22 protein-coding genes are annotated in these 22,328 nt (G+C 48.0%); 6 read left to right on the top strand and 16 right to left on the bottom strand.

Annotation, left to right across the window (positions count from 1 at the left end):
* Positions 1 to 10: 10 nt before the first annotated feature.
* The 11 genes from atpG to mnmG form a co-directional block, all read right to left on the bottom strand.
* Positions 11 to 874, bottom strand: coding sequence for a F0F1 ATP synthase subunit gamma (gene atpG / locus O59_RS02220; RefSeq protein ID WP_007639062.1), 864 nt, complete (start codon positions 872 to 874; stop codon positions 11 to 13).
* Between the two features lie 74 nt (positions 875 to 948).
* Positions 949 to 2,493 carry a F0F1 ATP synthase subunit alpha gene (atpA, locus tag O59_RS02225; protein WP_007639064.1) on the bottom strand — a complete coding sequence of 515 codons (1,545 nt, stop codon included), beginning with the start codon at positions 2,491 to 2,493 and terminating at the stop codon, positions 949 to 951.
* Positions 2,494 to 2,516: 23 nt separating this feature from the next.
* Complete coding sequence (locus O59_RS02230) at positions 2,517 to 3,053, bottom strand: F0F1 ATP synthase subunit delta (RefSeq protein ID WP_007639068.1); 537 nt, start codon at positions 3,051 to 3,053, stop codon at positions 2,517 to 2,519.
* Positions 3,054 to 3,064: 11 nt separating this feature from the next.
* Positions 3,065 to 3,535 (bottom strand): F0F1 ATP synthase subunit B, encoded by a 471-nt coding sequence (locus O59_RS02235; RefSeq protein WP_040391052.1) that lies wholly within the window; start codon positions 3,533 to 3,535, stop codon positions 3,065 to 3,067.
* A gap of 48 nt (positions 3,536 to 3,583) precedes the next feature.
* Entirely contained in the window at positions 3,584 to 3,820 is a 237-nt protein-coding gene (atpE, locus tag O59_RS02240) for a F0F1 ATP synthase subunit C (RefSeq protein WP_007639073.1), read from the bottom strand.
* 74 nt (positions 3,821 to 3,894) lie between these two features.
* A complete protein-coding gene (atpB, locus tag O59_RS02245) occupies positions 3,895 to 4,803 on the bottom strand; it encodes a F0F1 ATP synthase subunit A (RefSeq protein WP_007639074.1) in 909 nt (302 codons plus the stop codon).
* A 39-nt stretch (positions 4,804 to 4,842) separates the two neighbouring features.
* Positions 4,843 to 5,241, bottom strand: coding sequence for an ATP synthase subunit I (locus tag O59_RS02250; protein ID WP_157152437.1), 399 nt, complete (start codon positions 5,239 to 5,241; stop codon positions 4,843 to 4,845).
* Positions 5,242 to 5,536: 295 nt separating this feature from the next.
* On the bottom strand, positions 5,537 to 6,448 hold the full coding sequence (locus tag O59_RS02255; protein WP_007639077.1) for a ParB/RepB/Spo0J family partition protein: 912 nt from the start codon (positions 6,446 to 6,448) through the stop codon (positions 5,537 to 5,539).
* Between the two features lie 26 nt (positions 6,449 to 6,474).
* The gene (locus tag O59_RS02260) at positions 6,475 to 7,275 is read right to left on the bottom strand and encodes a ParA family protein (protein ID WP_007639078.1); all 801 of its coding nucleotides are present in this window, start codon (positions 7,273 to 7,275) and stop codon (positions 6,475 to 6,477) included.
* Between the two features lie 36 nt (positions 7,276 to 7,311).
* The gene (gene rsmG / locus O59_RS02265; RefSeq protein ID WP_007639079.1) at positions 7,312 to 7,971 is read right to left on the bottom strand and encodes a 16S rRNA (guanine(527)-N(7))-methyltransferase RsmG; all 660 of its coding nucleotides are present in this window, start codon (positions 7,969 to 7,971) and stop codon (positions 7,312 to 7,314) included.
* Between the two features lie 70 nt (positions 7,972 to 8,041).
* Positions 8,042 to 9,952, bottom strand: a complete 1,911-nt coding sequence (gene mnmG / locus O59_RS02270) for a tRNA uridine-5-carboxymethylaminomethyl(34) synthesis enzyme MnmG (protein ID WP_007639080.1) — start codon at positions 9,950 to 9,952, stop codon at positions 8,042 to 8,044.
* An 826-nt stretch (positions 9,953 to 10,778) separates the two neighbouring features.
* Between mnmG and O59_RS02275 the strand changes: the two genes are divergently transcribed.
* On the top strand, positions 10,779 to 10,970 hold the full coding sequence (locus O59_RS02275; RefSeq protein ID WP_040391055.1) for a DUF6435 family protein: 192 nt from the start codon (positions 10,779 to 10,781) through the stop codon (positions 10,968 to 10,970).
* A 23-nt stretch (positions 10,971 to 10,993) separates the two neighbouring features.
* Here the strand turns inward: O59_RS02275 and mnmE are convergent, their stop codons facing one another.
* The 5 genes from mnmE to rpmH all read right to left on the bottom strand — a co-directional run bounded on the left by mnmE (position 10,994) and on the right by rpmH (position 15,045).
* Positions 10,994 to 12,355, bottom strand: a complete 1,362-nt coding sequence (mnmE, locus tag O59_RS02280; protein ID WP_007639091.1) for a tRNA uridine-5-carboxymethylaminomethyl(34) synthesis GTPase MnmE — start codon at positions 12,353 to 12,355, stop codon at positions 10,994 to 10,996.
* 8 nt (positions 12,356 to 12,363) lie between these two features.
* Positions 12,364 to 14,025, bottom strand: a complete 1,662-nt coding sequence (gene yidC, locus O59_RS02285) for a membrane protein insertase YidC (protein ID WP_007639093.1) — start codon at positions 14,023 to 14,025, stop codon at positions 12,364 to 12,366.
* 1 nt (position 14,026) lies between these two features.
* Complete coding sequence (gene yidD, locus O59_RS21270; RefSeq protein WP_369727931.1) at positions 14,027 to 14,329, bottom strand: membrane protein insertion efficiency factor YidD; 303 nt, start codon at positions 14,327 to 14,329, stop codon at positions 14,027 to 14,029.
* Positions 14,307 to 14,801: a ribonuclease P protein component gene (gene rnpA, locus O59_RS02290; protein ID WP_007639095.1), complete on the bottom strand. Its 495-nt coding sequence runs from the start codon at positions 14,799 to 14,801 to the stop codon at positions 14,307 to 14,309. The genes yidD and rnpA overlap by 23 nt, the downstream gene beginning before the upstream one ends.
* Positions 14,802 to 14,907: 106 nt before the next feature.
* Entirely contained in the window at positions 14,908 to 15,045 is a 138-nt protein-coding gene (gene rpmH / locus O59_RS21275) for a 50S ribosomal protein L34 (RefSeq protein WP_081489620.1), read from the bottom strand.
* 494 nt (positions 15,046 to 15,539) lie between these two features.
* On the opposite strand from rpmH, the gene dnaA reads away from it, so the two are divergent.
* From dnaA to O59_RS21770, 5 genes are all read left to right on the top strand, one after another.
* Entirely contained in the window at positions 15,540 to 17,123 is a 1,584-nt protein-coding gene (gene dnaA, locus O59_RS02295; protein ID WP_007639100.1) for a chromosomal replication initiator protein DnaA, read from the top strand.
* A gap of 88 nt (positions 17,124 to 17,211) precedes the next feature.
* A complete protein-coding gene (gene dnaN, locus O59_RS02300) occupies positions 17,212 to 18,315 on the top strand; it encodes a DNA polymerase III subunit beta (RefSeq protein WP_007639106.1) in 1,104 nt (367 codons plus the stop codon).
* A gap of 36 nt (positions 18,316 to 18,351) precedes the next feature.
* The gene (gene recF, locus O59_RS02305) at positions 18,352 to 19,476 is read left to right on the top strand and encodes a DNA replication/repair protein RecF (protein ID WP_007639107.1); all 1,125 of its coding nucleotides are present in this window, start codon (positions 18,352 to 18,354) and stop codon (positions 19,474 to 19,476) included.
* A gap of 50 nt (positions 19,477 to 19,526) precedes the next feature.
* Complete coding sequence (gene gyrB, locus O59_RS02310) at positions 19,527 to 21,947, top strand: DNA topoisomerase (ATP-hydrolyzing) subunit B (RefSeq protein WP_040391058.1); 2,421 nt, start codon at positions 19,527 to 19,529, stop codon at positions 21,945 to 21,947.
* A 186-nt stretch (positions 21,948 to 22,133) separates the two neighbouring features.
* Positions 22,134 to 22,295 (top strand): hypothetical protein, encoded by a 162-nt coding sequence (locus O59_RS21770; protein WP_007639109.1) that lies wholly within the window; start codon positions 22,134 to 22,136, stop codon positions 22,293 to 22,295.
* The last annotated feature ends 33 nt before the right edge of the window (positions 22,296 to 22,328 follow it).

Raw genomic sequence — 22,328 nt, forward strand, 5'->3', positions numbered from 1 at the left:
ACGGGGCAGCTTATTGAACCGCTGCCGCACCACCCACAATTTCAGACAGTTCCTGGGTAATCGCTGCTTGACGCGCTTTGTTGTAAATCAGTTTCAAGCTATCAATCAATTCACCGGCGTTGTCGGTTGCGCTTTTCATTGCAATCATACGCGCGGCTTGTTCACAGGCGGCGTTCTCAACCACTGCTTGATAAACTTGTGATTCGATAAAACGAGTCAACAAACCCTTTAACAGGAACTCGGCATCTGGCTCGTAGATATAATCCCAGTGATGTTTCAACTTGGTATTTTCTTCGGCAACCAAAGGCAACAATTGGCGAACTTTAGGCGACTGGGTCATGGTATTCACGAAATCGTTACTCACCATATACAGCTTGTCGATCTTGCCTTGTTCAAAAGCATCGAGCATCACCTTCACACTACCGATCAGATCGGAAACCGTCGGGGCTTCGCCGATATCACGGGTGGAAGCAACAACATTGCCACCGAAACTTCTGAAAAATTGTGCCGCTTTGGCGCCGACAAGACACAGATCAATAGCGATTTTCTGATCGTTCCAGCCTTTCATATCACGGATGGCTGCTTTAAACAGGTTAGTGTTTAAGCCACCACAGAGACCACGATCACTGGACACCAGAATGTAACCCACGCGTTTGACTTCGCGCTCTTTCATAAACAGGTGTTTGTATTCGGGATTAGCGTTAGCCAAATGCCCGACTACTTCGCGAATACGGTTGGCGTAAGGCTTGCCCAACTGCATACGCTCTTGCGCACGACGCATTTTACTGGCGGCGACCATTTCCATCGCGCTGGTAATTTTCTGCGTGCTTTTGACGCTCGAAATTTGCGTCCGAATTTCTTTAGTGCTTGCCATACTCTCGAACTCAGGTTAACGGCCTAAGACGCTGAGCCATAAAACCGATAGGAATCGATTTTATGGCCGCCAAATTACCAGGTGCGGCTTGCTTTCAGCTTGGTGATCAGCTCTTTGAATTTGCCTTCGAGCTCGCCATTCCAATCACCGGTGGCATCAATCTGCGCCATGGTGTCAGCGTATTCCGAGCTAGCAAACGACAAGAGTGCCGCTTCAAAATCAAGCACCTTGCTCACGTCGATATCTTTGAGATGACCTTCGTTAGCCGCGTAAAGTACCAAAGCCATTTGGCCAACACTCATCGGCGCAAATTGCTTTTGCTTCATCAATTCAGTCACACGTTGACCGTGTTCCAATTGTGATTTGGTCGCTTCGTCCAAATCAGAAGCAAATTGCGAGAAGGCAGCCAATTCGCGGTATTGTGCCAACGCGGTACGGATACCACCAGAGAGCTTCTTAACCACTTTAGTTTGTGCCGCACCACCCACACGCGATACCGAAATACCGGCGTTCATCGCCGGGCGAATGCCCGAGTTGAACATGGACGATTCAAGGAAAATCTGTCCGTCGGTAATAGAGATCACGTTGGTTGGAACGAATGCAGACACGTCACCCGCTTGAGTTTCGATGATCGGCAATGCAGTCAAGGAACCGGTTTTGCCTGTCACTTCACCCTTGGTGAATTTCTCAACATAAGCTTCGCTTACACGAGAGGCGCGCTCGAGCAGACGGGAGTGCAGATAGAACACGTCGCCAGGATAGGCTTCACGGCCCGGTGGACGACGTAACAACAGGGAGATTTGACGGTAAGCCCAAGCTTGCTTGGTCAAGTCATCATAAATGATCAGTGCGTCTTGACCGCGATCACGGAAGTATTCACCCATGGTACAGCCGGCAAATGCGGCCAGGAATTGCATGGACGCTGGGTCAGAAGCAGTCGCTGCAATCACAATGGTGTGATCCATCGCGCCGTTCTCTTCCAGCTTGCGTACTACGCTGGCTACCGAAGAGGCTTTTTGGCCAATCGCCACATAAATACACTTAATACCAGAACCTTTTTGGTTGATGATCGCATCAACCGCAATGGCGGTTTTACCGATTTGACGGTCACCGATGATCAGCTCGCGCTGGCCGCGGCCGATAGGCACCATGGCATCGATCGCTTTCAAACCGATTTGTACTGGTTGGTCAACTGACTTACGCCAAATTACGCCCGGTGCAATTTTTTCAACCGCATCAGTCATTTTGGTGTTCAGCGGACCTTTACCGTCGATGGGATTGCCCAGCGCGTCTACTACGCGACCCAGCAGTTCCGGACCAACAGGCACTTCCAGAATACGACCGGTACACTTACATTTCTGGCCTTCGGCCACACCGCGGTAATCGCCGAGAATTACTGCACCAACAGAGTCGCGCTCTAGGTTCAGTGCCATCCCGTAAATTCCGCCTTCAAATTCGATCATCTCACCGTACATAACATCGGCGAGACCATGAATGCGAATAATACCGTCAGTTACGGAAACGACAGTACCTTCGTTTTGAGCTTCTGTTGAAAACTCAAGACCAGCAATACGCTGCTTGATGATTTCACTGATTTCAGAAGGATTCAGTTGCTGCATGCTCTGTTCCTCAACCCCAAAGATTAGGATTTCATTGCTTCGGCGAGTTTAGCCAAGCGCCCACGGACTGAACCGTCAATCACCATGTCGCCGGTGTGGATAACAACACCACCCAGCAGGCTCTTATCTACCGAACCCTGAACACTGACTTTACGATCCAATTTGGCACTCAGTGCTTGAGCCAATTTGTTTATCAAGTCAACCGGCAACTCAAACGCTGCGGTTACCTCAACATCGATGGTTTTTTCTTGCTGGGCTTTCATTTTGGCAAACAGCTCTTTCACAAACGGCAAGAGTGCCAAACGTTTATTGCTCGCAAGGGTGTGGATGAAATTCTGTTGATTCTGATCCAGGTGATCACCACACACTTGTACAAAAACGGAAGCTTTTTGCGCCGCAGAAAGACCAGAAACAGCCAAGGCTTTTTTAACCTGATCCTGTTCTGCAACGGCGGCTGAAACTTCCAGAGCTTCAAACCATGACTGCAATTTATTCGCAGCGATGGCGTATTCAAATGCTGCTTTGGCGTAAGGCCTAGCCAAGGTGGTTAGTTCAGCCATGTCTACCTCTCTTAGAGCTCTGCAGCGAGTTTATTAACCAACTCGTTGTGAGCATTTTGATCGATAGAAGATTCAAGAATTTTTTCCGCACCCGCCAGAGCAAGAACAACTACTTTGCTGCGCAATTCTTCTTTCGCGCGTGCTGTTGCCTGTTCAATTTCCGCTTGGGCAGAGGCCTTGATACGCTCAGCTTCTACGCGCGCTTTCTCTTTTGCTTCTTCAACAACTTCGATAGCGCGCTTGTTAGCTTGATCGATAATGGCAGCAGCTTCTTTCTTGGCAGAAGTCAGTTGCTCAACCACTTTCTTTTTGGCCAATTCGAGATCTTTTTCGGCTTTATCTGCAGCCTGGAGCCCATCAGCGATACGCTTGGTGCGCTCTGCCATTGCCGCAACAATGGGTGGCCACACAAAGCGTTGTGTCAGGTAAATGAAAATGGCAAACGCCACTATCTGACCGATGAAAGTTGCATTAAGGTTCACAGTTGAATGCCTTTGTTAAAGGGATTAAATGTTGTTGGCGAGCAGTACTTAAACAACAGCAAACAAAATGTACATGCCGATACCAACACCAATCATTGGAACCGCATCCACCAGACCCATCACTACGAAGAACTGGGTACGCAACATTGGCAGTAATTCTGGTTGACGTGCAGCGCCTTCCAAAAATTTGCCACCCAAGAGTGCTACACCGATTGCAGCGCCGATTGCGCCCAAACCGATTACCAGTGCACCTGCCAAATAAATCAAAGCTGTTGCTTCAGTCACAGTGTTTTCTCCTACTTAAGTTGATAAAAATAAAAAACGAAAAACAAAAACCAAAAAAACAATAAATATTAAAACTAGTGTTGCTCATCCGTTTGGAACGCCATGCTCATATATACAATGGTTAGTACCATAAAGATAAAGGCTTGCAAGGCGATGATCAGGATGTGGAACAATGCCCAGACAATCTGCAGTGACATACCAAATACACCCAGAACCAAATTTACGCCGATCATAATTGCAATCAGGATAAAAATTACTTCACCGGCGTAAAGGTTGCCAAACAAACGCAGACCGAGCGATATTGGCTTAGCAATAAGGTTAGATAATTCGAGCACCAGATTTACCGGAATCAGCAGGGTTTGCACAATAAAGTTACTGCTGCTGAAAGGGTGTAAAGTCAGCTCTTTAGCAAAACCTAAAATGCCTTTTTCACGAATACTGAAGAAAAGAATCAGGAGGAAGACGGTAGCGGCCATACCCAAAGTAATGTTGGGATCAGTTGATGGTACAACCTTGAAGAATACCGAATGAGGATCTGCGCCTAATACATGAACACCAAACAACTCTGCAGTTTTTGGCAGTAAGTCGATCGCAATCAAGTCCATGGCATTCATAAAGAATACCCACACCAGAATAGTTAACGCCAAGGGACCAACAACAGCGCTTTTATAAGGAAACATGCCTTTTACGCTGTTATCAACAAACTCAACAACCGCTTCTATACCGTTTTGGAAACCACTTGGTACATCGCTAGTCGCTTTTTTCGCCACACTGCGAAACAACAGGAAAAATACAATGCCAAGTACCAGAGACCAACCCATGGTATCGACATTGACTGCCCAGAAACCCATTTGTGCTGCTTCATCACCACTGTGGGCAAAACCCCAGGTACCGTCAGGCAATTTGCCATAGGTCAGATTGGTAAGGTGGTGTTTGATATATTCTGAGGACGTGATTGCTTCTGCGTGTTCGGCGGATGACATCGTTAAGTTCCAAATGACCAAAGTTGAAATCGGTTCACACTAACTGCGGCCAGCGGCGCTGCGAACTAGTGGATATAGCCAGGCAATTGCCTGAACCAACACATAAGCCAGAATCATAGTTGCGGCGTAAGGAGCGTGTTTTAGCAACGCAATCTGCTTGAACGCGAGCAAAAATAATAAGGCTGTGATAACAAACTTTCCCAACTCACCGACGTAAAAAGCCGCCAGGATTTTTTGGGTTGGCGCGCCCAATGGGGGACGAAACGCCACTAGTGCCAGCCATAAATTGGCTATCACACAAATAATTCCACCAGTGAACAAAGCGATCGCGATTGGATTATTGATCGCCAGACCAGCCAAGCCGATCATCACACTAACCACCAGCTGGATTGCTATTGTTCGAAGAGCAGCGTCACGCCCTTTGAGATAACGCGACATGGTTTTATAGCCCTCCGTTTTTTGCGGCGGCATTCTGTCACAAAGAATCGTTTATTACCATTAGTAACAAATCGATGCTTCGTGCGCCCAAACGTGGCGCATTATAGTGATTAAGCACCCCAGCAGCAACCTTCGTGCTAGCACCAAAGGTAAAAACTGACTAGTAAATTTGTTGTAAATTTACTGATCGATTTATCGATAACTGCAAGTAGTGTTTCAGATTGGAATTCATAACTAGATATTGGGAAAGGGCACCTTGGCGACAGGTGCCGACACGACGGGTAAAAAACTGAATTTATTTAATATGCCCGAGAATTCCATCCAATTCGTCAAGCGAGTTATAGCTAATCACCAGCTTACCTTTGCCTTTGGCACCGTGTTGGATCTCTACTCCCGCGCCCAAAGTGTCTGAAAGCTGATCTTGCAATCGGCGAATATCGGCCGATACCACTACTTCCGGTTTTACTTTGTCAGGGTTTTTCCCCTCCTGATGCAAACGTACCAACGCTTCCGTCTGCCGTACCGATAAACCTTTAGCCACAATTTGGCGTGCAATAGCTCGTTGGGTTTCATCATCAAGTGTCAGCAGTGCACGCGCATGGCCCATTTCCAGGTCGCCATGTTCAAGCAGGGTTTTGACCTCTTCACTCAACGCAATCAGACGTAACAAGTTGGTGATGGTGGTGCGCGATTTACCCACCGCTTGCGCAACTTCCGCGTGGGTCAATTCAAACTCATCTTGCAAACGTTTCAGCGCAACCGCTTCTTCGATCGGATTGAGATTTTCGCGCTGGATGTTTTCGATCAACGCCATAGCAATCGCGGCTTCATCGGGCACATCGCGAATTACCGCAGGGATTTTATCCAAACCGGCGATCTGGGTCGCACGCCAGCGACGCTCACCGGCGATAATTTCGTAGCGACCTTCACCAATCGGACGCACCACAATCGGCTGCATCACACCCTGGGCTTTAATTGATTCCGCCAACTCTTCCAGAGCTTCGGTGTGCATATCGCGGCGCGGTTGATATTTACCGCGCTGAATTAATTCAACCGGTAAATGGGCAAGTTTGCCGTCGCGGTAATCGAGTTTGCTATCCACATCGGCAGGATCAAGTGGCATTTCCGGCGCGGGTGAGGTAACACCCAAACCTGCACTCAAAAGTGCATCCAAACCTTTTCCTAATCCTTTGCGTTTAGTCGACATCTGCTTTCGCCTTGTTAAAAATTTTATTAAATAGTTTCTGCGGCAGCAGCCGTTTTTTCGCTACTTTCATTGCGCCGCAAAATTTCACCCGCCAATGCCAAATACGCAATTGCGCCTTTGGACTGACGATCAAACGCCAATACTGGCATACCAAAACTGGGCGCCTCCGCCAAACGCACATTGCGTGGAATGCAAGTGCGATACAAACGATCGCCAAAATGCTGCTGCAACTGCGCCGATACATCGTTGGTCAAACTATTGCGCGGATCATACATGGTGCGCAGCAAACCTTCGATTTTTAAATTCGGGTTGAGCAGTTTTTGAATTTGATTGATGGTGCCCACCAGCGCGGACAAACCTTCCAGCGCATAGTATTCACATTGCATGGCAATAATGACGCCGTCGCAGGCGGTCAAGGCGTTGAGGGTAAGCATATTGAGCGAAGGCGGGCAGTCGATCAGTATGTAATCAAATTGTTCACGCACCTGGTTCAATGCATTTTGCAAACGGCGCTCTTTGTTGTCGAGCGCTAACATTTCTACTTCGGCCGCCGTTAAATCGCCGTTGGCAGGTAACACCTGATACTTACCGCTCTCGGATAAAACCAAACAGTTATTAATCGACTCGCGCTCGGTCAGTACATCGTAAATGGATAATTCCACTTCGTTTTTATTGACACCACTGCCCATAGTGGCATTGCCCTGTGGGTCGAGATCCACCAGCAAGACACGCTTTTTGGTTGCTACCAGTGATGCAGCTAAATTCACACAGGTGGTCGTTTTACCAACTCCACCTTTTTGATTGGCAATGGCGTATATCTTGGTCAAGTGAAAATCCTATAACCACAGCGTGGTTGGCAATTTTTATTGTTGCGGTTGCAATACTAACAAATGGCGTTCGCCATCTGTTTCAGCAACCAACAGTTTGACACTTTCGATTAATGCAATTTTATCGGCGATGGGCGCCAACTCATCTTGTGGAAACAGGCCTTTCATCGCCAAAAAAAATCCCTTATCGGCTAGCAGGTGTGTGCAACCATCGGTCATATCTTGCAAACTGGCAAAGGCGCGACTAATCACCACATCGAATTTTTGCTCGGGTTTAAATTCTTCCACGCGGCGATTTTCCACACTGACATTGCTTAAACCAAGCAAGGTTTTTACATGGAATAAAAAGCGGGTTTTTTTACCATTGCTATCGAGCAGGGTAAATTGTTGTTCCGGAAACATAATCGCCAATGGAATTCCCGGCAGGCCGCCACCGGTGCCAACATCAATTACCCGCGCAGCGGAAAATTTTTTATTGGCGGTAAACCAAGGAACTACACTTAAACTATCCAACAAATGACGCGCCACCATTTGACGAATATCGCGCACCGCTGAAAGATTATAGGCTTTGTTCCACTTTTCAAATTCGCGTACGTAGGCCAATAATTTTTCAATTTGTGTTTCGTTGAGCGCCACCGACATTTCAATAGCGCCGCGCAACAATTGCGCGCGTAATTCAGCGTTTAAATCAGTCACTCGTCACTCTTTAAAAAATTTGTTTTGTAGGATTGATGGAGCGCAAGCAATACCCATCAATTTTTAAAAATTAAGACGCCTGTTGTTCAGGTGCATCTTCCTGCAGGCGTTTTAACACACCGCGTTTTTTCAAATAAATCAGCACCAGCGAAATCGCTGCCGGGGTAATACCGGAAATGCGCGCCGCTCGCGCCAGGGTTTGCGGCCGCGCAGCGGTCAATTTTTGTTTGACCTCATTGGACAAACCATCTACCACTGAATAATCAAAGTCATCGGGGATAATGGTATTTTCATAGGCGCGCAAACGATCCACATCTTCTTGCTGACGTTCAATGTAGCCGGAATATTTTGCTTCAATCTCAACTTGTTCGGCCGCCGCTTCATTGGCGATAGCTTCACCCTTGAGTGAGGCGATATCGCTGTAGCTCAATTCCGGGCGACGCAGCAAATCCATCAAACTGTATTCGCGCGTTAATTTAGTTTGGATTTTTTGCTCAACTACTTCTGCTTCAGCGGAGCCAGCTTGAATCCAGGTGGAACGCAGACGCTCTTGTTCAAGTGCAATCTGCTCGCGCTTATCGCAGAAAATTTTCCACTGGGCATCGCCGATCAAACCAAATTCGCGTGCTTTTTCGGTGAGGCGCAAATCGGCATTGTCTTCACGCAGCAATAACCGATATTCGGCGCGGCTAGTAAACATACGGTAGGGTTCTTTGGTACCGAGGGTAATCAAGTCGTCAACCAATACACCAACATAAGCTTGATCGCGGGTCGGGCACCATGCCGCTTTTTCTTGCGCGCGCAGCGCCGCGTTTATTCCGGCGAGTAGACCTTGCGCACCCGCTTCTTCGTAACCGGTGGTGCCGTTGATCTGGCCAGCGAAAAATAAACCGCCGATCACTTTGGTTTCCAGACTGTGCTGCAAATCTTGTGGATTAAAATAATCGTATTCAATCGCGTAACCCGGACGCAGGATATGTGCGTTCTCAAAACCTTTCATCGAGCGCACGATTTCCAACTGCACATCAAACGGCAAGCTGGTGGAAATTCCGTTCGGGTAAAGCTCGTGGGTAGTCAAACCTTCCGGCTCGATAAATACCTGGTGCGAATCCTTATCCGCGAAGCGGTGAATTTTATCTTCGATCGACGGGCAGTAGCGCGGGCCGATGCCTTCAATCACACCCGAATACATGGGTGAGCGATCGAGGTTGCGACGAATCACATCGTGGGTTTTTTCATTGGTGTGGGTTATGTAACAACAAATTTGACGCGGTTGCATGGCGCGGTTGCCCATCACCGACATCACCGGACGCGGTTCATCGCCGTATTGTTTTTCCAGGACACTCAAATTGACCGTTCTTGCATCAACGCGCGGCGGCGTACCGGTTTTTAAACGATCCACGCGTAGCGGCAATTCGCGCAGGCGTTTTGACAGTGCAATCGACGGCGGATCACCGGCGCGACCGCCGGAATAATTTTGCATACCAATATGAATCAAACCACCGAGGAAAGTACCGGCAGTTAACACAACCTGGTTGGCCATAAATTTCAGGCCCATCTGCGTAACCACACCGCGCACTTGATCGTTTTCCACGATCAAGTCATCCGCAGCTTGCTGGAAAATCCACAGGTTCTCCTGGTTTTCCAAGGTTTCACGGATCGCGGCTTTGTAGAGGATTCGGTCGGCCTGAGCGCGAGTTGCGCGCACAGCGGGGCCTTTGCGCGCATTAAGTACGCGGAATTGAATACCACCTTTGTCGGTTGCGAGTGCCATAGCACCACCCATGGCATCAATTTCTTTTACCAGATGGCTTTTGCCAATCCCGCCAATCGCTGGGTTACAAGACATTTGGCCGAGGGTTTCGATGTTGTGCGAGAGCAATAAGGTTTTACAGCCCATGCGCGCTGCCGCCAGACAGGCTTCAGTACCGGCATGGCCGCCGCCGATCACAATTACATCAAAACGATCCGGGAAAATCATCGCTTACTACCTTGCAGCCGGGCTGCGTACTAATACCTTAGACAGGCGAGGGACAAAAGGGGCGACATTATAGGGCTTGTCAGCGGTTTGCACAAAACTTGTACAGGGATTAATCAATGCTTTTTTAGCACCACGTTAGTTGAAGAGAAAATTTGGAGTTTCCTCTAAGACAGGGATGTGGAAGACAAGCCCCCATGGACGCTTCGCCTGTAGGAAAAAGTCCGGCGTGTCTCAGAGAAAACTCTGAACTTCATCCGAGCAGATACTTATTCAAAAAAACAGCTCGCGTTACAACAAAGGAAAATATTTTATGAAATGAATATATGTATTGTTATTTAGGTATTTAAAAGATGTAGTTATATATGTAGCGCGATATTTCTGTGGATAAGGCAAAATAGTTATTGTTTTTCAATAGGTTAATTGAATGATAAGGGACTGGAAAAACATCGCGCAAGCTGGTTCTAAGCTGCTCGAAAGCTGGATATAAAAGCCTTGGTTATACACTCATCCGGAAAATTACCACTTATCCCCAAAAACCTGCCCAGCTTTTGTCGCCATGACTCACAGGTTTGTACACACAGGCTTGTTTGAGTAATCGAAATAGTATTAAAAACAAACATTTAGACGATAAAACTCGATTCAACTGTGGATAAGCTGTGTAAGCGTGTGGAAAAACATGATGATAAGCTTGAATAAAGGTGTCTTTTACTGGAAGGTTTGCGGCTTTTAGTCAGTTTTTATTATTGTTGCACCAGTGATCCCGGTATCGGCTTTTAAGGTACAAGTCAGGACACTATCCCAAACCTATCACCGATGCGGAGTAGCCATGTTTGGTTTTTTGAAGCCCAATCCACTCAAGACCCTTAGGAAGCAATATCTGGTTTTATTGGAGGCAGCTATGCAAGCCCAGCGCAATGGCGATATACGTCGCTACTCTGAATTAACAGAAGAGGCGGAAGCTGTAGCAGTAAAAATAGAATTGCTGGAGAAAGAGGCGCTTAATTCAAGCGCCTCTTGAGAAGGGGGATAGAGGGTGATGAGTTATTTGCCGATACAAAAACTGCTAAAAATGCGCCCCAAGAGGTCATCAGGGGTAAATTCACCAGTGATTTCTCCCAGCGCATTTTGTGCCTGACGCAGATCTTCCGCGAGCAGTTCACCGGCAGCGTAGCCTTGTAATTGGGCTTTGCCCGAGGCGAGAAAATTCTCAGCGCGCGCCAAAGCATCTAAATGGCGGCGGCGGGCAGTAAAACCACTTTCGCCGCTGTCGCTAAAACCCATAATATTTTTCAAATGGTGTTTCAGTGAATCTACACCTGCACCCGTGGCAGCGCTAATACCTATATAAGCAGCAGCATCAGTTTCAAATAAGCCAGCGGCTTCACCACTCAAATCAATTTTGTTGCGCACCAAGGTTATTTTGCTCGGATCTGGCAGTTGATCGACAAATTCCGGCCAGATCTGATGGGGATTGGTCAGCGTGGTTTCACGGCTGTCGATCAATAACAGGACTCGATCGGCCTGTTGGATTTCCTGCCAGGCGCGCTGGATGCCTATTTGTTCGACCTCATCCGGACTTTCGCGCAAGCCTGCAGTGTCGATGATATGCAGTGGCATGCCATCAATATGGATATGCTCGCGCAGCACATCGCGGGTGGTGCCTTCAATACTGGTGACAATGGCGGATTCACGTCCGCTAAGCGCATTGAGCAGGCTGGATTTACCCGCGTTGGGGCGACCGGCGATAACCACACGCATACCATCGCGCACTAACGCACCTTGTTTTGCCTCTTTAAATACACTGGCTAATTTGCCGATGATGCCTTCCAGATCCCGTGCCACCTTGCCATCGCTTAAAAAGTCGATTTCTTCTTCGGGGAAGTCGATTGAAGCCTCCACGTAAATCCGCAAGTGAATCAGTGCTTCCACCAACTCGTTGATGCGTTTGGAGAAGGCACCTTGCAGTGAGTGCAGGGCGTTGCGCGCCGCCTGTTCAGTAGTGGCGTCGATTAAATCGGCAATAGCTTCGGCTTGTGCGAGGTCGAGTTTGTCATTTAAAAAGGCGCGTTCGGAAAACTCTCCGGGGCGTGCGAGGCGGATACCCAACTGGGTGATTTCGCGTAGCAGTAAATCCAGAATTACCGGGCCGCCATGACCCTGAAGTTCAAGTACATCTTCACCGGTAAAGGAGTTGGGGCCGGGGAAAAATAACGCTATGCCCTGATCGAGTACCTCACCTTGGTGGCTGGTGAAATCGCAATAATGGGCGTGGCGCGGCTGGAGCGAAACAGTGAGAAGTTGTTCGGCGACTTGTTTGGCTTTTGGGCCGGAGACGCGGACTATGCCGACACCACCACGGCCAGTGGCGGTGGCTATGGCGGCGATGGTGTCGGAAATGATCATAGTGCGGCTTACTTGTGAGAAGGTTCTGCGTCGATTTGTTTGGTGATGATGTACTGCTGCAAAATTGACAGGCTATTGTTAGTCACCCAGTAAAGTACGAGACCGGCCGGGAACCAGAGGAACATAAAGGTAAATACCAAGGGCAACATTTGCATAATGCGCGCCTGCATGGGGTCAGTCGGTTGCGGGTTCAGTTTCTGCATAAAGTACATGGTGATGCCGTAAATAATCGGCAGTACAAAGTACGGGTCTTTTACTGACAGATCCAGAATCCAGCCGAAGAAGGGTGAGTGGCGTAGCTCCACCGATTCCATCAATACATAATAAAGTGCAAGAAATACCGGCATTTGGATTAGCAGTGGCAGACAGCCACCAAAGGGATTCACCTTTTCGGTTTTGTACATTTTCATCATTTCTTGCGAGAACTTCTGGCGGTCATCGCCATAGCGCTCTTTCATTTCTGCCATTTTCGGCGCTAACTTACGCATTTTCGCCATAGATTTATAGCTGGTTGCAGAAAGTTTGAAGAACAGCAGTTTGACACAGAGAGTCAGGCCGATAATTGCCAAGCCCCAGTTACCTACCAGGTTGTGGATAAACTTCAATACCCAAAACAGCGGTTTTGCTACCCACCACAGCCAGCCGTAGTCTACGGTCAGGTCGAGGTAAGGGGAGATTTGCTCCAAACGTTCAGTATCTTTGGGGCCGGCATAGAAGTTGGCACTGATAACACCTTGGCTACCTGGTGCGACTTCGTTAACTTTGCCGGTGAAACCCATCAAATAAAGATCGGTATTACCCAATTTACGCAAATGGTAGCTATTGGTACTGGTGGCATCCGGAATCCACGCGCTGACAAAATAATGTTGCACCATAGCGACCCAACCACCTTGAACACTGACCTTCTCTTCTTTTTCGGTCATATCGTCAAAGGTGACTTTTTTGTATTTCTCATCGGCAGTGGTGATAGCCGCGCCCAGGTAGGGGTTCATTTCCAGCGCGCTGACTTTGACAAAGTTTTGACTGTCGCGCTTGATTTGACCGTAGAGCTGGGCTGACCAGGTATTGGTGCTTTGGTTATCGATCAGATAATCCACTTTGATCAAATAATCACCGCGGGTAAAGGTAAAGCGCTTGGTGATTTTTACCTCGCCTTGTTGTAACACCAAATCAACTTGTAGTTGATCTTGCCCTTCTGCCAGTTGGTATTCTTGCTGTTCAGAGCTAAACAGTGGGCGACCTTGGGCAGTATCGGTACCGTTCAGGCCGATCAAACCGCTTTGTGCCAGATAGGTATGGTTGTCACGATTGTCGAGCAGGACAAAAGGTTGGTCCGGTGTATCCAGTTTCAAAAAATGGCGTGGCAGGGCCAGTTGTGTGATATCGCCACCCAAGGGGTTAATCACCAGATCAAAGCTGTCGGTTTTTACGCTGATGAGTTTCGCTGTCGCCAACTCAACTTTTTTAGCCTCACTCACATCACCTGCAGCGACAGGGATTTCGCTGGTCGCTGAAGGTACGGCACCTGTTGGTGTTGCCGCAGGAGAAGAATTTTGTGATGCAACGGCTACCGGTGCAGGAAGCTGTTCCTGGAATTCGTTCCAGCGGATAACCAACATCAATAAAGTAGCGAGAATTGCCGCTATTAATAGGTTTTTTTGCCAATCCATCTTAATGACTGCCATCAGTAGTGTGTGAATGGGTAGAAGAACAACAGGTTTTGTTAACCTCGGGCACCGGATCCAGGCCGCCTGCATGCCAGGGGTGGCATTTTAGTAGGCGACGCAGGGTTAGATAAGTCCCTGTTAAAAATCCGTGCTTGATTATTGCCTCTTCCGAGTAATGGGAGCAGCTCGGGTAAAACCGGCATTGATTACCGATCCAGGGGCTAAGCAAGTAGCGATAGCCGTGGAGTAGCTTCACGGCTATGTATACCAGACCCTGATTTAGCTTAGTGATCAATCGTTTTAACATCTGCGTTTACCTGCTGTGGCTCCACCTTCGTTGCCGGTGAAGTTTGCGCTTGCGATGTTAACCGATGATGGCGCATTTTTTTGAAAATTCGCTGCCATTGTTGATTAAGTTGTTGGGTAAATTCGCTATTCGACAATTTATCCAAGCCATTGCGCGACAGGACTATCATATCCACACCAACAAACGCCTGTTGTTGCAGGCGAAAGTTTTCACGTACCAAGCGCTTGATGCGATTGCGTTCCACTGCATGGCGAATATGTTTTTTCGCCATCACCAAGCCGAGTCGGCCGTTGGGTAGCTGGTTGAAACGGGCAAGAATCAGAAAATTCTGGTGGGAGGCACGCAGCGGGGCATTATCAAAAACGGGTTTAAAATCAGCGGCGCAAAGTAAACGAAGGGATTTACCAAAACAGAAGTTGTCTCGGGAGTGATTCGAGCTAGCAGGCTGTTGAAATTCTATTTCGGCTGGCATATATGCGCTAAAAATAGTCTAGGAATGACCGTCATCGACTACCTTTATCCCACATCTGCCAATAACGAATTTCAACAAACTGCTAGTGAACCAAAAAGCGGCGTAATTAAACGCGAGTCAGCTCAGCACGGCCTTTGGCGCGACGACGAGCTAAAACAGCACGACCACTTTTAGTAGCCATACGAGCACGGAAACCGTGATTGCGAACACGCTTCAGATTGCTGGGTTGGAAAGTTCTTTTCATGATAAACCTGTTAAAAATCCTGAGTTAATTCACACGGTGTGCGAAAAGAGGCGGGATTTTAATGAAAGCCAATCGCTAAAGCAAATAATTTTGTGCAAATAATCTACAAAAGCCACCAATTCTTCTTATATACACCTTGTACCTCGTTGTCCTCATTTTATTCATGGTTTGTACACAGGTTTATCCACAGTTTTTGTGGTTTTAAAGGATTTTAAATGATTTCCCCTCGCTTTCTTTTTGTTGTGTAACTGGTTGAATTTTAATGGCTAAGTTTCAATCTATTGAATTTATTTTGGCTTTTACTGTGGATAACTTCAGGGGGCGAGAGTAGACTTGCTACCCCTTGTATAAATTGTTCGCCAGCCGTTTCATTTATCACTTGGGTTTGTCATTGTTCGGCGGGTTTCCCCTGTGGAAGCTACTGGCCGTCTTGTTGCCGTTTACCTCTCTTTTAATAATCAACTAACGCTTGTCGCGTTTCGGGAGTTTTTGTTTTGCTGCAGTCGATTTGGAAACTATGTGCCGCCAGCTTGCAGGATGAGTTGCCATCGCAGCAATTCAATACCTGGATTCGGCCACTGCAGATTGATGAATCAGCAGCACCTTCCGAGTTGCGCTTGTTAGCGCCCAATCGTTTTATTTGCGATTGGGTTGCAGATAAATTTCTTAACCGTATTCGCGAGCTGGCCGGGCACTACCATCAGGATGCCAATCTACAAGTAGCGGTTGGTGTTGCTCCGCGTCCTGCCGCCGGATTTCAGGCGCCACCCGTGGCGAGCAATCGTTTTGAGCGCCAGACTCCAGCCGCCGCGTCTGCGGCATTTGTCACCCAAGGGTCATCGGTGACTGATAATTTATCTTTTGTTCCGGCTAATGATGAACCTCGAGCAGTTTCTACCTATTCATCTTCGCCAAAATCTGCAAACTTTGTTGCTAAAAGTAGTGATTATGAAGTTAACGCGGCGGTTGTTGTCGAAGAGCCGCAAGTTGATATTCCCAGCCGCGATACCCTTGGCCGCGCTGCAGCCGATATAGAAGTAGAGGGTGGGCTTAAACACAGTAATTATTTAAATGCCGGTTCAACTTTTGCGACCTTTGTGGAAGGCAAGTCCAACCAGTTGGGTCTGGCCGCCGCACGACAAGTGGCAGAAAACCCAGGCGGCGCTTACAACCCTTTGTTTATTTATGGTGGTGTGGGCTTGGGGAAAACTCACTTGATGCAAGCCGTGGGCAATGCCATGGTTGCCAAGAACCCCAACGCTAAAGTGGTTTACCTGCATTCCGAACGTTTTGTGGCTGATATGGTTAAAGCGCTGCAACTGAATGCGATCAATGATTTCAAACGCTACTATCGTTCCATGGATGCGCTGTTAATTGATGACATCCAATTTTTCGCTGGTAAAGAGCGTTCACAAGAAGAATTCTTTCACACCTTTAATTCATTGCTCGAAGGTGGTCGTCAGATTATCCTCACCTGTGACCGCTTCCCCAAAGAAATTAATGGTCTTGAGGAGCGGCTCAAGTCGCGCTTCGGTTGGGGTTTAACCGTGGCAGTAGAGCCACCCGAACTGGAAACCCGGGTTGCCATTTTGATGAAAAAGGCGGAGCAGGTGAATATAGACCTGCCCCATGAAGCGGCGTTCTTTATCGCTCAACGTATCCGTGCCAATGTCCGTGATTTGGAAGGTGCACTCAAGCGGGTGATTGCCAGCGCCAATTTTACCGGTCGGGCAATTGATGTTGAGCTGGTGCGTGAAGCCCTGAAAGATCTGTTAGCCCTGCAGGATAAACAAGTCGGTATCGACAATATCCAGCGGGTTGTATGTGAATACTACAAAATCAAAATGAACGATATGATTTCCAAGCGTCGCAGTCGTTCAGTGGCGCGTCCGCGTCAGGTGGCTATGGCCTTAGCGAAAGAGTTGACCAACCACAGTTTGCCGGAAATAGGCGAAGCCTTTGGTGGTCGCGACCACACAACTGTTTTGCACGCTTGTCGAAAAATTAAAGAATTGCAGGAAGAGACAGCAGATATCCGCGAGGATATGAAAAACTTGTTACGCTCTCTAACTACCTGATTTTATAGTTAAAAGATAATTACGTTCTTTGTTGCACACTGAGATAAAACCTAAATAAGTCCCGGAAGATTACCAAAGAGACCATCACATGAAATTTGCCGTATCTCGCGAAGCCTTGCTGAAACCCTTACAACTGGTAGCTGGTGTGGTGGAGCGTCGTCAAACGCTGCCGGTATTGTCGAACGTATTGATTCAATTAAATGGCGATCAATTGTCGTTGACCGGTACGGATTTGGAAGTGGAAATTGTAGGCCGCATCACCCTAGAGCAAGCAGGCCAATCCGGTGAGATCACCGTACCGGCGCGCAAGCTAGTAGATATTTGTCGTTCCTTGCCGGATGGCAGCAATATCGAATTTACCCTGGAAGATAACCGTATTCTGGTGAAATCCGGCCGTAGCCGTTTCACCTTGTCGACCTTGCCAGCTGGTGATTTCCCGAATGTGGAAGATGCACCCGGTAATCTGCGTTTCAGCTGTGCACAACAAGAAGTAAAACGCTTGATCGAACGCACTGCATTTGCCATGGCCCAGCAAGATGTTCGCTACTACTTGAATGGTATGTTGTGGGAAGTACGTCAGGATCAACTGCGTGTTGTCGCTACAGATGGTCATCGTATGGCCATGTGTACACGTGCAGTAGCGGTTAATGCCAATGAAGTTGTGCAGGCTATTTTGCCGCGCAAAGGCGTACTGGAATTATCCCGATTGCTCGATGACTCTTCTGCCCAAGTTGAAGTCGTACTCAGCGCCAATCATATCCGTGTGACCTCGATGGACTATACCTTCACCTCTAAACTGGTGGATGGCAAATTCCCCGAATATGAGCGCGTATTGCCGCGCGGTGGTAACAAAGTGGTGATAGGTTCGCGCCTGGAATTGAAACAAGCCTTTGCTCGCACCGCGATTTTATCCAATGAAAAATACCGTGGTGTGCGTTTGCTATTGTCTGATGGCAGCTTGACCATAGTCGCCAATAACCCCGAGCAGGAAGAAGCAGAAGAGCAAGTGACTGTGGATTACACCGGTGATTCTCTGGAAGTAGGCTTCAATGTGAGCTACTTGCAAGATGTGACCAATGTGATCAGTAATGAAAATGTGAAAATTACTCTGTCGGATGCTAACTCCAGTGCATTGCTGGAAGAGCCGGAAAACAGCGACTCTCTCTATGTTGTTATGCCAATGCGCCTCTAAGAGAGGCCATTGGTATAAGCCATTCCTGCCGGTCATATGACCCTCAAACGTCTTTTTATTCAAAACCTGCGCAATCTTGAAGGGGTTGATATCCTTCCCTCGGCGCAGGTGAATCTCATCTTTGGTGAAAACGGCTCGGGTAAAACCAGTATTCTGGAAGCTATAAACCTTTTGGCTTTAGGTCGATCCTTCCGTAGCCATAAACACAAACCGCTAATCCGCCATCAACAACAAGCTTTTACCGTGTTTGGTCGTGTACATACCGATGACCATTCAGAGGTACCCATTGGTATTACCCGCTCAATGGATGGTGAAGCTAGCTTCAAAGCCAATGGGGTGATTGTTTCCTCTGCAGCTGACCTTGCGGCTTATCTGCCTGTTCAAGTTATTAATTCCGATACTTTTTTATTATTGGAAGGCAGCCCCAAGGTTCGTCGGCAGTTTATCGATTGGTTGGTGTTCCACGTGGAACCTCAATTCTACCCTGCATGGAAGGCTATTCAACGTTGCCTCAAACACCGCAATAGCCTGTTGCGGCGTGATAGAATAGACCGCTTTGAATTAGCCAGTTGGGATCAGGAATTAGTGATTCTCACTGAAAAAATACATGAGTTACGTACTGCCTGCATGGCGGAGTTTGACTCTAACCTTTCCGAGCTGCTGCGGGAGTTTGTTAAGGTGGAGGGCATCAAGCTCAGTTATTATCGCGGCTGGGATAAAGAGCGAGACTATAGAGACATACTCGCCGAGGGTTTTGAACGGGATCAACGTCTGGGTTATACCCAGATGGGAAGCCACAGGGCAGATTTAAAAATAACGGTGAATGGTCAAGACGCAGCTGAATTGCTATCTCGTGGCCAACAAAAGTTACTGGTCTGTGCATTAAAGATCGCCCAAGGTTATGTGTTTAGCCGTATGACAGGGCGTAAGTCTATTTATCTCGTGGATGATTTACCGGCTGAGTTGGATGAAAAACATCGCAAACTGTTGGTGCATTGGCTTCATGCGATGCAAACCCAGATTTTTATCACTGGTGTTGAACAGGAAGCACTTTTATCCAGTTGGCGTGATATAGAAAACCTAATCCCTAAAATGTTCCACGTGGAACAGGGAAGGGTAAAAGAAATCAGTGAAGTTCTGGTTTCTGGATTGAATGAATAAGTCATCAGCCTGTTGCTGATCGCTACTGAACAAAAAAGCGGAGAAATGCTATGTCAGAAGAGAATGTTTACGACTCGTCCAGTATTAAGGTCCTCAAGGGCCTGGATGCGGTGCGTAAGCGCCCAGGGATGTACATTGGTGACACTGATGATGGTTCAGGCTTGCATCATATGGTGTTTGAAGTCGTGGATAACTCTATCGATGAGGCGCTTGCCGGTCACTGTGATGAAGTACGTGTCATTATTCACCCTGACGAAACTGTCTCTGTCTCTGACAATGGTCGCGGTATCCCTACCGAAATGCATGAAGAGGGGGTCTCTGCTGCCGAAGTAATTATGACCGTGCTCCATGCGGGCGGTAAATTTGACGACAACACCTATAAGGTTTCTGGTGGTTTACATGGTGTGGGTGTATCGGTAGTTAACGCTCTCTCTGAATGGTTAAAGCTGACTATTCGCCGTGGCGGTAAAATCCATGAGCAGATTTATCGCCATGGTGTACCCGATGAAGCATTGAAAGTAGTGGGTGATTCAGCGACTACTGGCACTGAAATTCACTTTAAACCTTCCGCTGAAACTTTTACCAATATCGAATTCCACTTTGAATTGCTGGCCAAACGCCTGCGCGAGCTCTCATTCCTGAACTCAGGTGTGCGCATTGTGCTGAAAGACGAGCGCAGCGGTAAGGAAGAGATCTACCAATACGAAGGTGGTTTGCGTGCGTTTGTAGACCATCTGAATAAGAACAAAACCACCATTAATAAGATGGTGCACTTCGTTTCACTTAAACGTGACGATGGTATTGGCGTAGAAGTGGCGCTGCAGTGGAACGATTCTTTCCAGGAAAACCTGTTCTGCTACACCAATAATATCCCGCAGCGCGACGGTGGTACTCACTTAGCGGGTTTCCGTGCCGCGCTTACCCGTGGTTTGAATACCTATATCGAGAAAGAAGGCATTGCCAAAAACGCTAAAGTGGCCACTACCGGTGATGATGCTCGTGAAGGCCTGACTGCGATTATCTCGGTAAAAGTGCCCGATCCTAAATTCTCCAGTCAAACCAAAGACAAACTCGTCTCCTCAGAAGTGAAAACTGCTGTAGAACAAGAGATGAACGAGCACTTCGGCGCTTACCTGCTGGAAAACCCGCAAGAAGCCAAGTCCATTGTGGGCAAGATGATCGATGCTGCGCGCGCCCGTGAAGCCGCGCGTAAAGCCCGTGAGATGACCCGCCGCAAAGGCGCACTCGATATCGCCGGTCTGCCCGGCAAGCTGGCAGATTGCCAGGAAAAAGATCCAGCGCTTTCCGAACTCTACCTAGTAGAGGGTGACTCTGCAGGCGGTTCAGCTAAACAAGGCCGCGCGCGTAAGACTCAAGCAATCCTGCCACTCAAGGGTAAGATCCTTAACGTGGAAAAAGCCCGTTTTGACAAGATGTTATCCAGTGCGGAAGTAGGCACTCTGATTACCGCGCTCGGTTGTGGTATTGGTAAAGACGATTACAACCCGGAAAAACTGCGCTACCACAGCATCATTATCATGACGGATGCTGACGTGGACGGTTCGCACATCCGCACCCTGTTATTGACCTTCTTCTTCCGCCAAATGCGCGAGTTAATCGAGCGTGGTCATATCTATATCGCCCAACCACCACTGTACAAAATCGCCAAAGGCAAGCAAGAACAGTATCTGAAAGATGAAGCAGCGATGACCGAGTTCCTGACTCAGGCTGCACTGGAAGATGCGAGTCTCTACGTCAACCCAAGCGCGCCACCGATTGCCGGGGAAGCCTTGGAGAAGTTGGTGTATGAATACCGCAAAGTGATGGCGACTATCGATCGACTGTCGCGCCTCTACCCCGCCGATGTGCTGGAAAAGATGATCTACTTACCCTCTGTTCGCCCTGAACATCTGGCTGACCAAGGCCATATGCAGCAGTGGTGCGACCAAATGGCCGCCCATTTCAGTATCGATGCCCGTGCCGGCAGCCAGCGCTATATCATCACCGTGCGTGAAGATACCGAGCGCCACCTGTTTATGCCACAGGTAGAAATCACTGCCCATGGTATAGCTACTCCTTATCCGTTTAACCACGACTTCTTTGCCTCAGGTGAATATGCGTCTATTGTTTCACTGGGTGAAAAACTGGAGAGCCTGATCGAAGAGGGCGCTTATATCCAGCGTGGTGAGCGTAAACAACCGCTGTTCAAGTTTGCTGAAGGCCTGGAATGGCTGATGAAAGAGTCACGCAAAGGCTACAACATCCAGCGCTATAAAGGTCTGGGTGAGATGAACCCGGAGCAATTGTGGGATACCACCATGAACCCGGAAACCCGTCGCATGCTGCGTGTGACCATCCAGGACGCGATTGCCGCTGACCAGATCTTCACCTGCCTGATGGGTGATAACGTGGAACCACGCCGTGAGTTTATCGAAACCAACGCATTGGCTGTGGCTAATCTGGATATATAACCAGTATAACATTTTAAGTTTATTAGAGGACCGAATTCGCAAGGATTCGGCTTTTCTTATTAAAAAATGAAATAAGAAAACTTCTATAATCCCAAAAATGAATTTCAAGCTGGTCTACAATAATACAGAAGTCGTAATAACAGCGATCCAACCTTGAATTAACTGCTTAGTGAGACGGATTTAACGATGACAGAAGTAAAGACACCTAAGGTACTGCTAACGCAAATTGAAGATGCTCTGGAAGAACGTCAGAGCCATGATCGTCGCCAACAGCATAAAGGCATCCCGCAGGACATCCCCAGGGATCGCCGCCAGGGCGACCGCCGTGCGCATAAAAAACATGGCTAAAACGAATTAAAAAAGGGGCTAATTAGCCCCTTT

The organism is Cellvibrio sp. BR (genome assembly GCF_000263355.1).
Lineage (GTDB): Bacteria > Pseudomonadota > Gammaproteobacteria > Pseudomonadales > Cellvibrionaceae > Cellvibrio.

Excerpts from the sequence above, each read along its gene's own strand:
- atpG (WP_007639062.1), bottom strand. The coding sequence starts at position 874 with ATGGCAAGCACTAAAGAAATTCGGACGCAAATTTCGAGCGTCAAAAGC.
- atpA (WP_007639064.1), bottom strand. The coding sequence starts at position 2,493 with ATGCAGCAACTGAATCCTTCTGAAATCAGTGAAATCATCAAGCAGCGT.
- O59_RS02230 (WP_007639068.1), bottom strand. The coding sequence starts at position 3,053 with ATGGCTGAACTAACCACCTTGGCTAGGCCTTACGCCAAAGCAGCATTT.
- atpB (WP_007639074.1), bottom strand. The coding sequence starts at position 4,803 with ATGTCATCCGCCGAACACGCAGAAGCAATCACGTCCTCAGAATATATC.
- O59_RS02250 (WP_157152437.1), bottom strand. The coding sequence starts at position 5,241 with ATGTCGCGTTATCTCAAAGGGCGTGACGCTGCTCTTCGAACAATAGCA.
- O59_RS02255 (WP_007639077.1), bottom strand. The coding sequence starts at position 6,448 with ATGTCGACTAAACGCAAAGGATTAGGAAAAGGTTTGGATGCACTTTTG.
- mnmG (WP_007639080.1), bottom strand. The coding sequence starts at position 9,952 with ATGATTTTCCCGGATCGTTTTGATGTAATTGTGATCGGCGGCGGCCAT.
- O59_RS02275 (WP_040391055.1), top strand. The coding sequence starts at position 10,779 with ATGTTTGGTTTTTTGAAGCCCAATCCACTCAAGACCCTTAGGAAGCAA.
- mnmE (WP_007639091.1), bottom strand. The coding sequence starts at position 12,355 with ATGATCATTTCCGACACCATCGCCGCCATAGCCACCGCCACTGGCCGT.
- yidC (WP_007639093.1), bottom strand. The coding sequence starts at position 14,025 with ATGGATTGGCAAAAAAACCTATTAATAGCGGCAATTCTCGCTACTTTA.
- yidD (WP_369727931.1), bottom strand. The coding sequence starts at position 14,329 with ATGTTAAAACGATTGATCACTAAGCTAAATCAGGGTCTGGTATACATA.
- rnpA (WP_007639095.1), bottom strand. The coding sequence starts at position 14,801 with ATGCCAGCCGAAATAGAATTTCAACAGCCTGCTAGCTCGAATCACTCC.
- rpmH (WP_081489620.1), bottom strand. The coding sequence starts at position 15,045 with ATGAAAAGAACTTTCCAACCCAGCAATCTGAAGCGTGTTCGCAATCAC.
- dnaN (WP_007639106.1), top strand. The coding sequence starts at position 17,212 with ATGAAATTTGCCGTATCTCGCGAAGCCTTGCTGAAACCCTTACAACTG.
- recF (WP_007639107.1), top strand. The coding sequence starts at position 18,352 with ATGACCCTCAAACGTCTTTTTATTCAAAACCTGCGCAATCTTGAAGGG.
- gyrB (WP_040391058.1), top strand. The coding sequence starts at position 19,527 with ATGTCAGAAGAGAATGTTTACGACTCGTCCAGTATTAAGGTCCTCAAG.
- O59_RS21770 (WP_007639109.1), top strand. The coding sequence starts at position 22,134 with ATGACAGAAGTAAAGACACCTAAGGTACTGCTAACGCAAATTGAAGAT.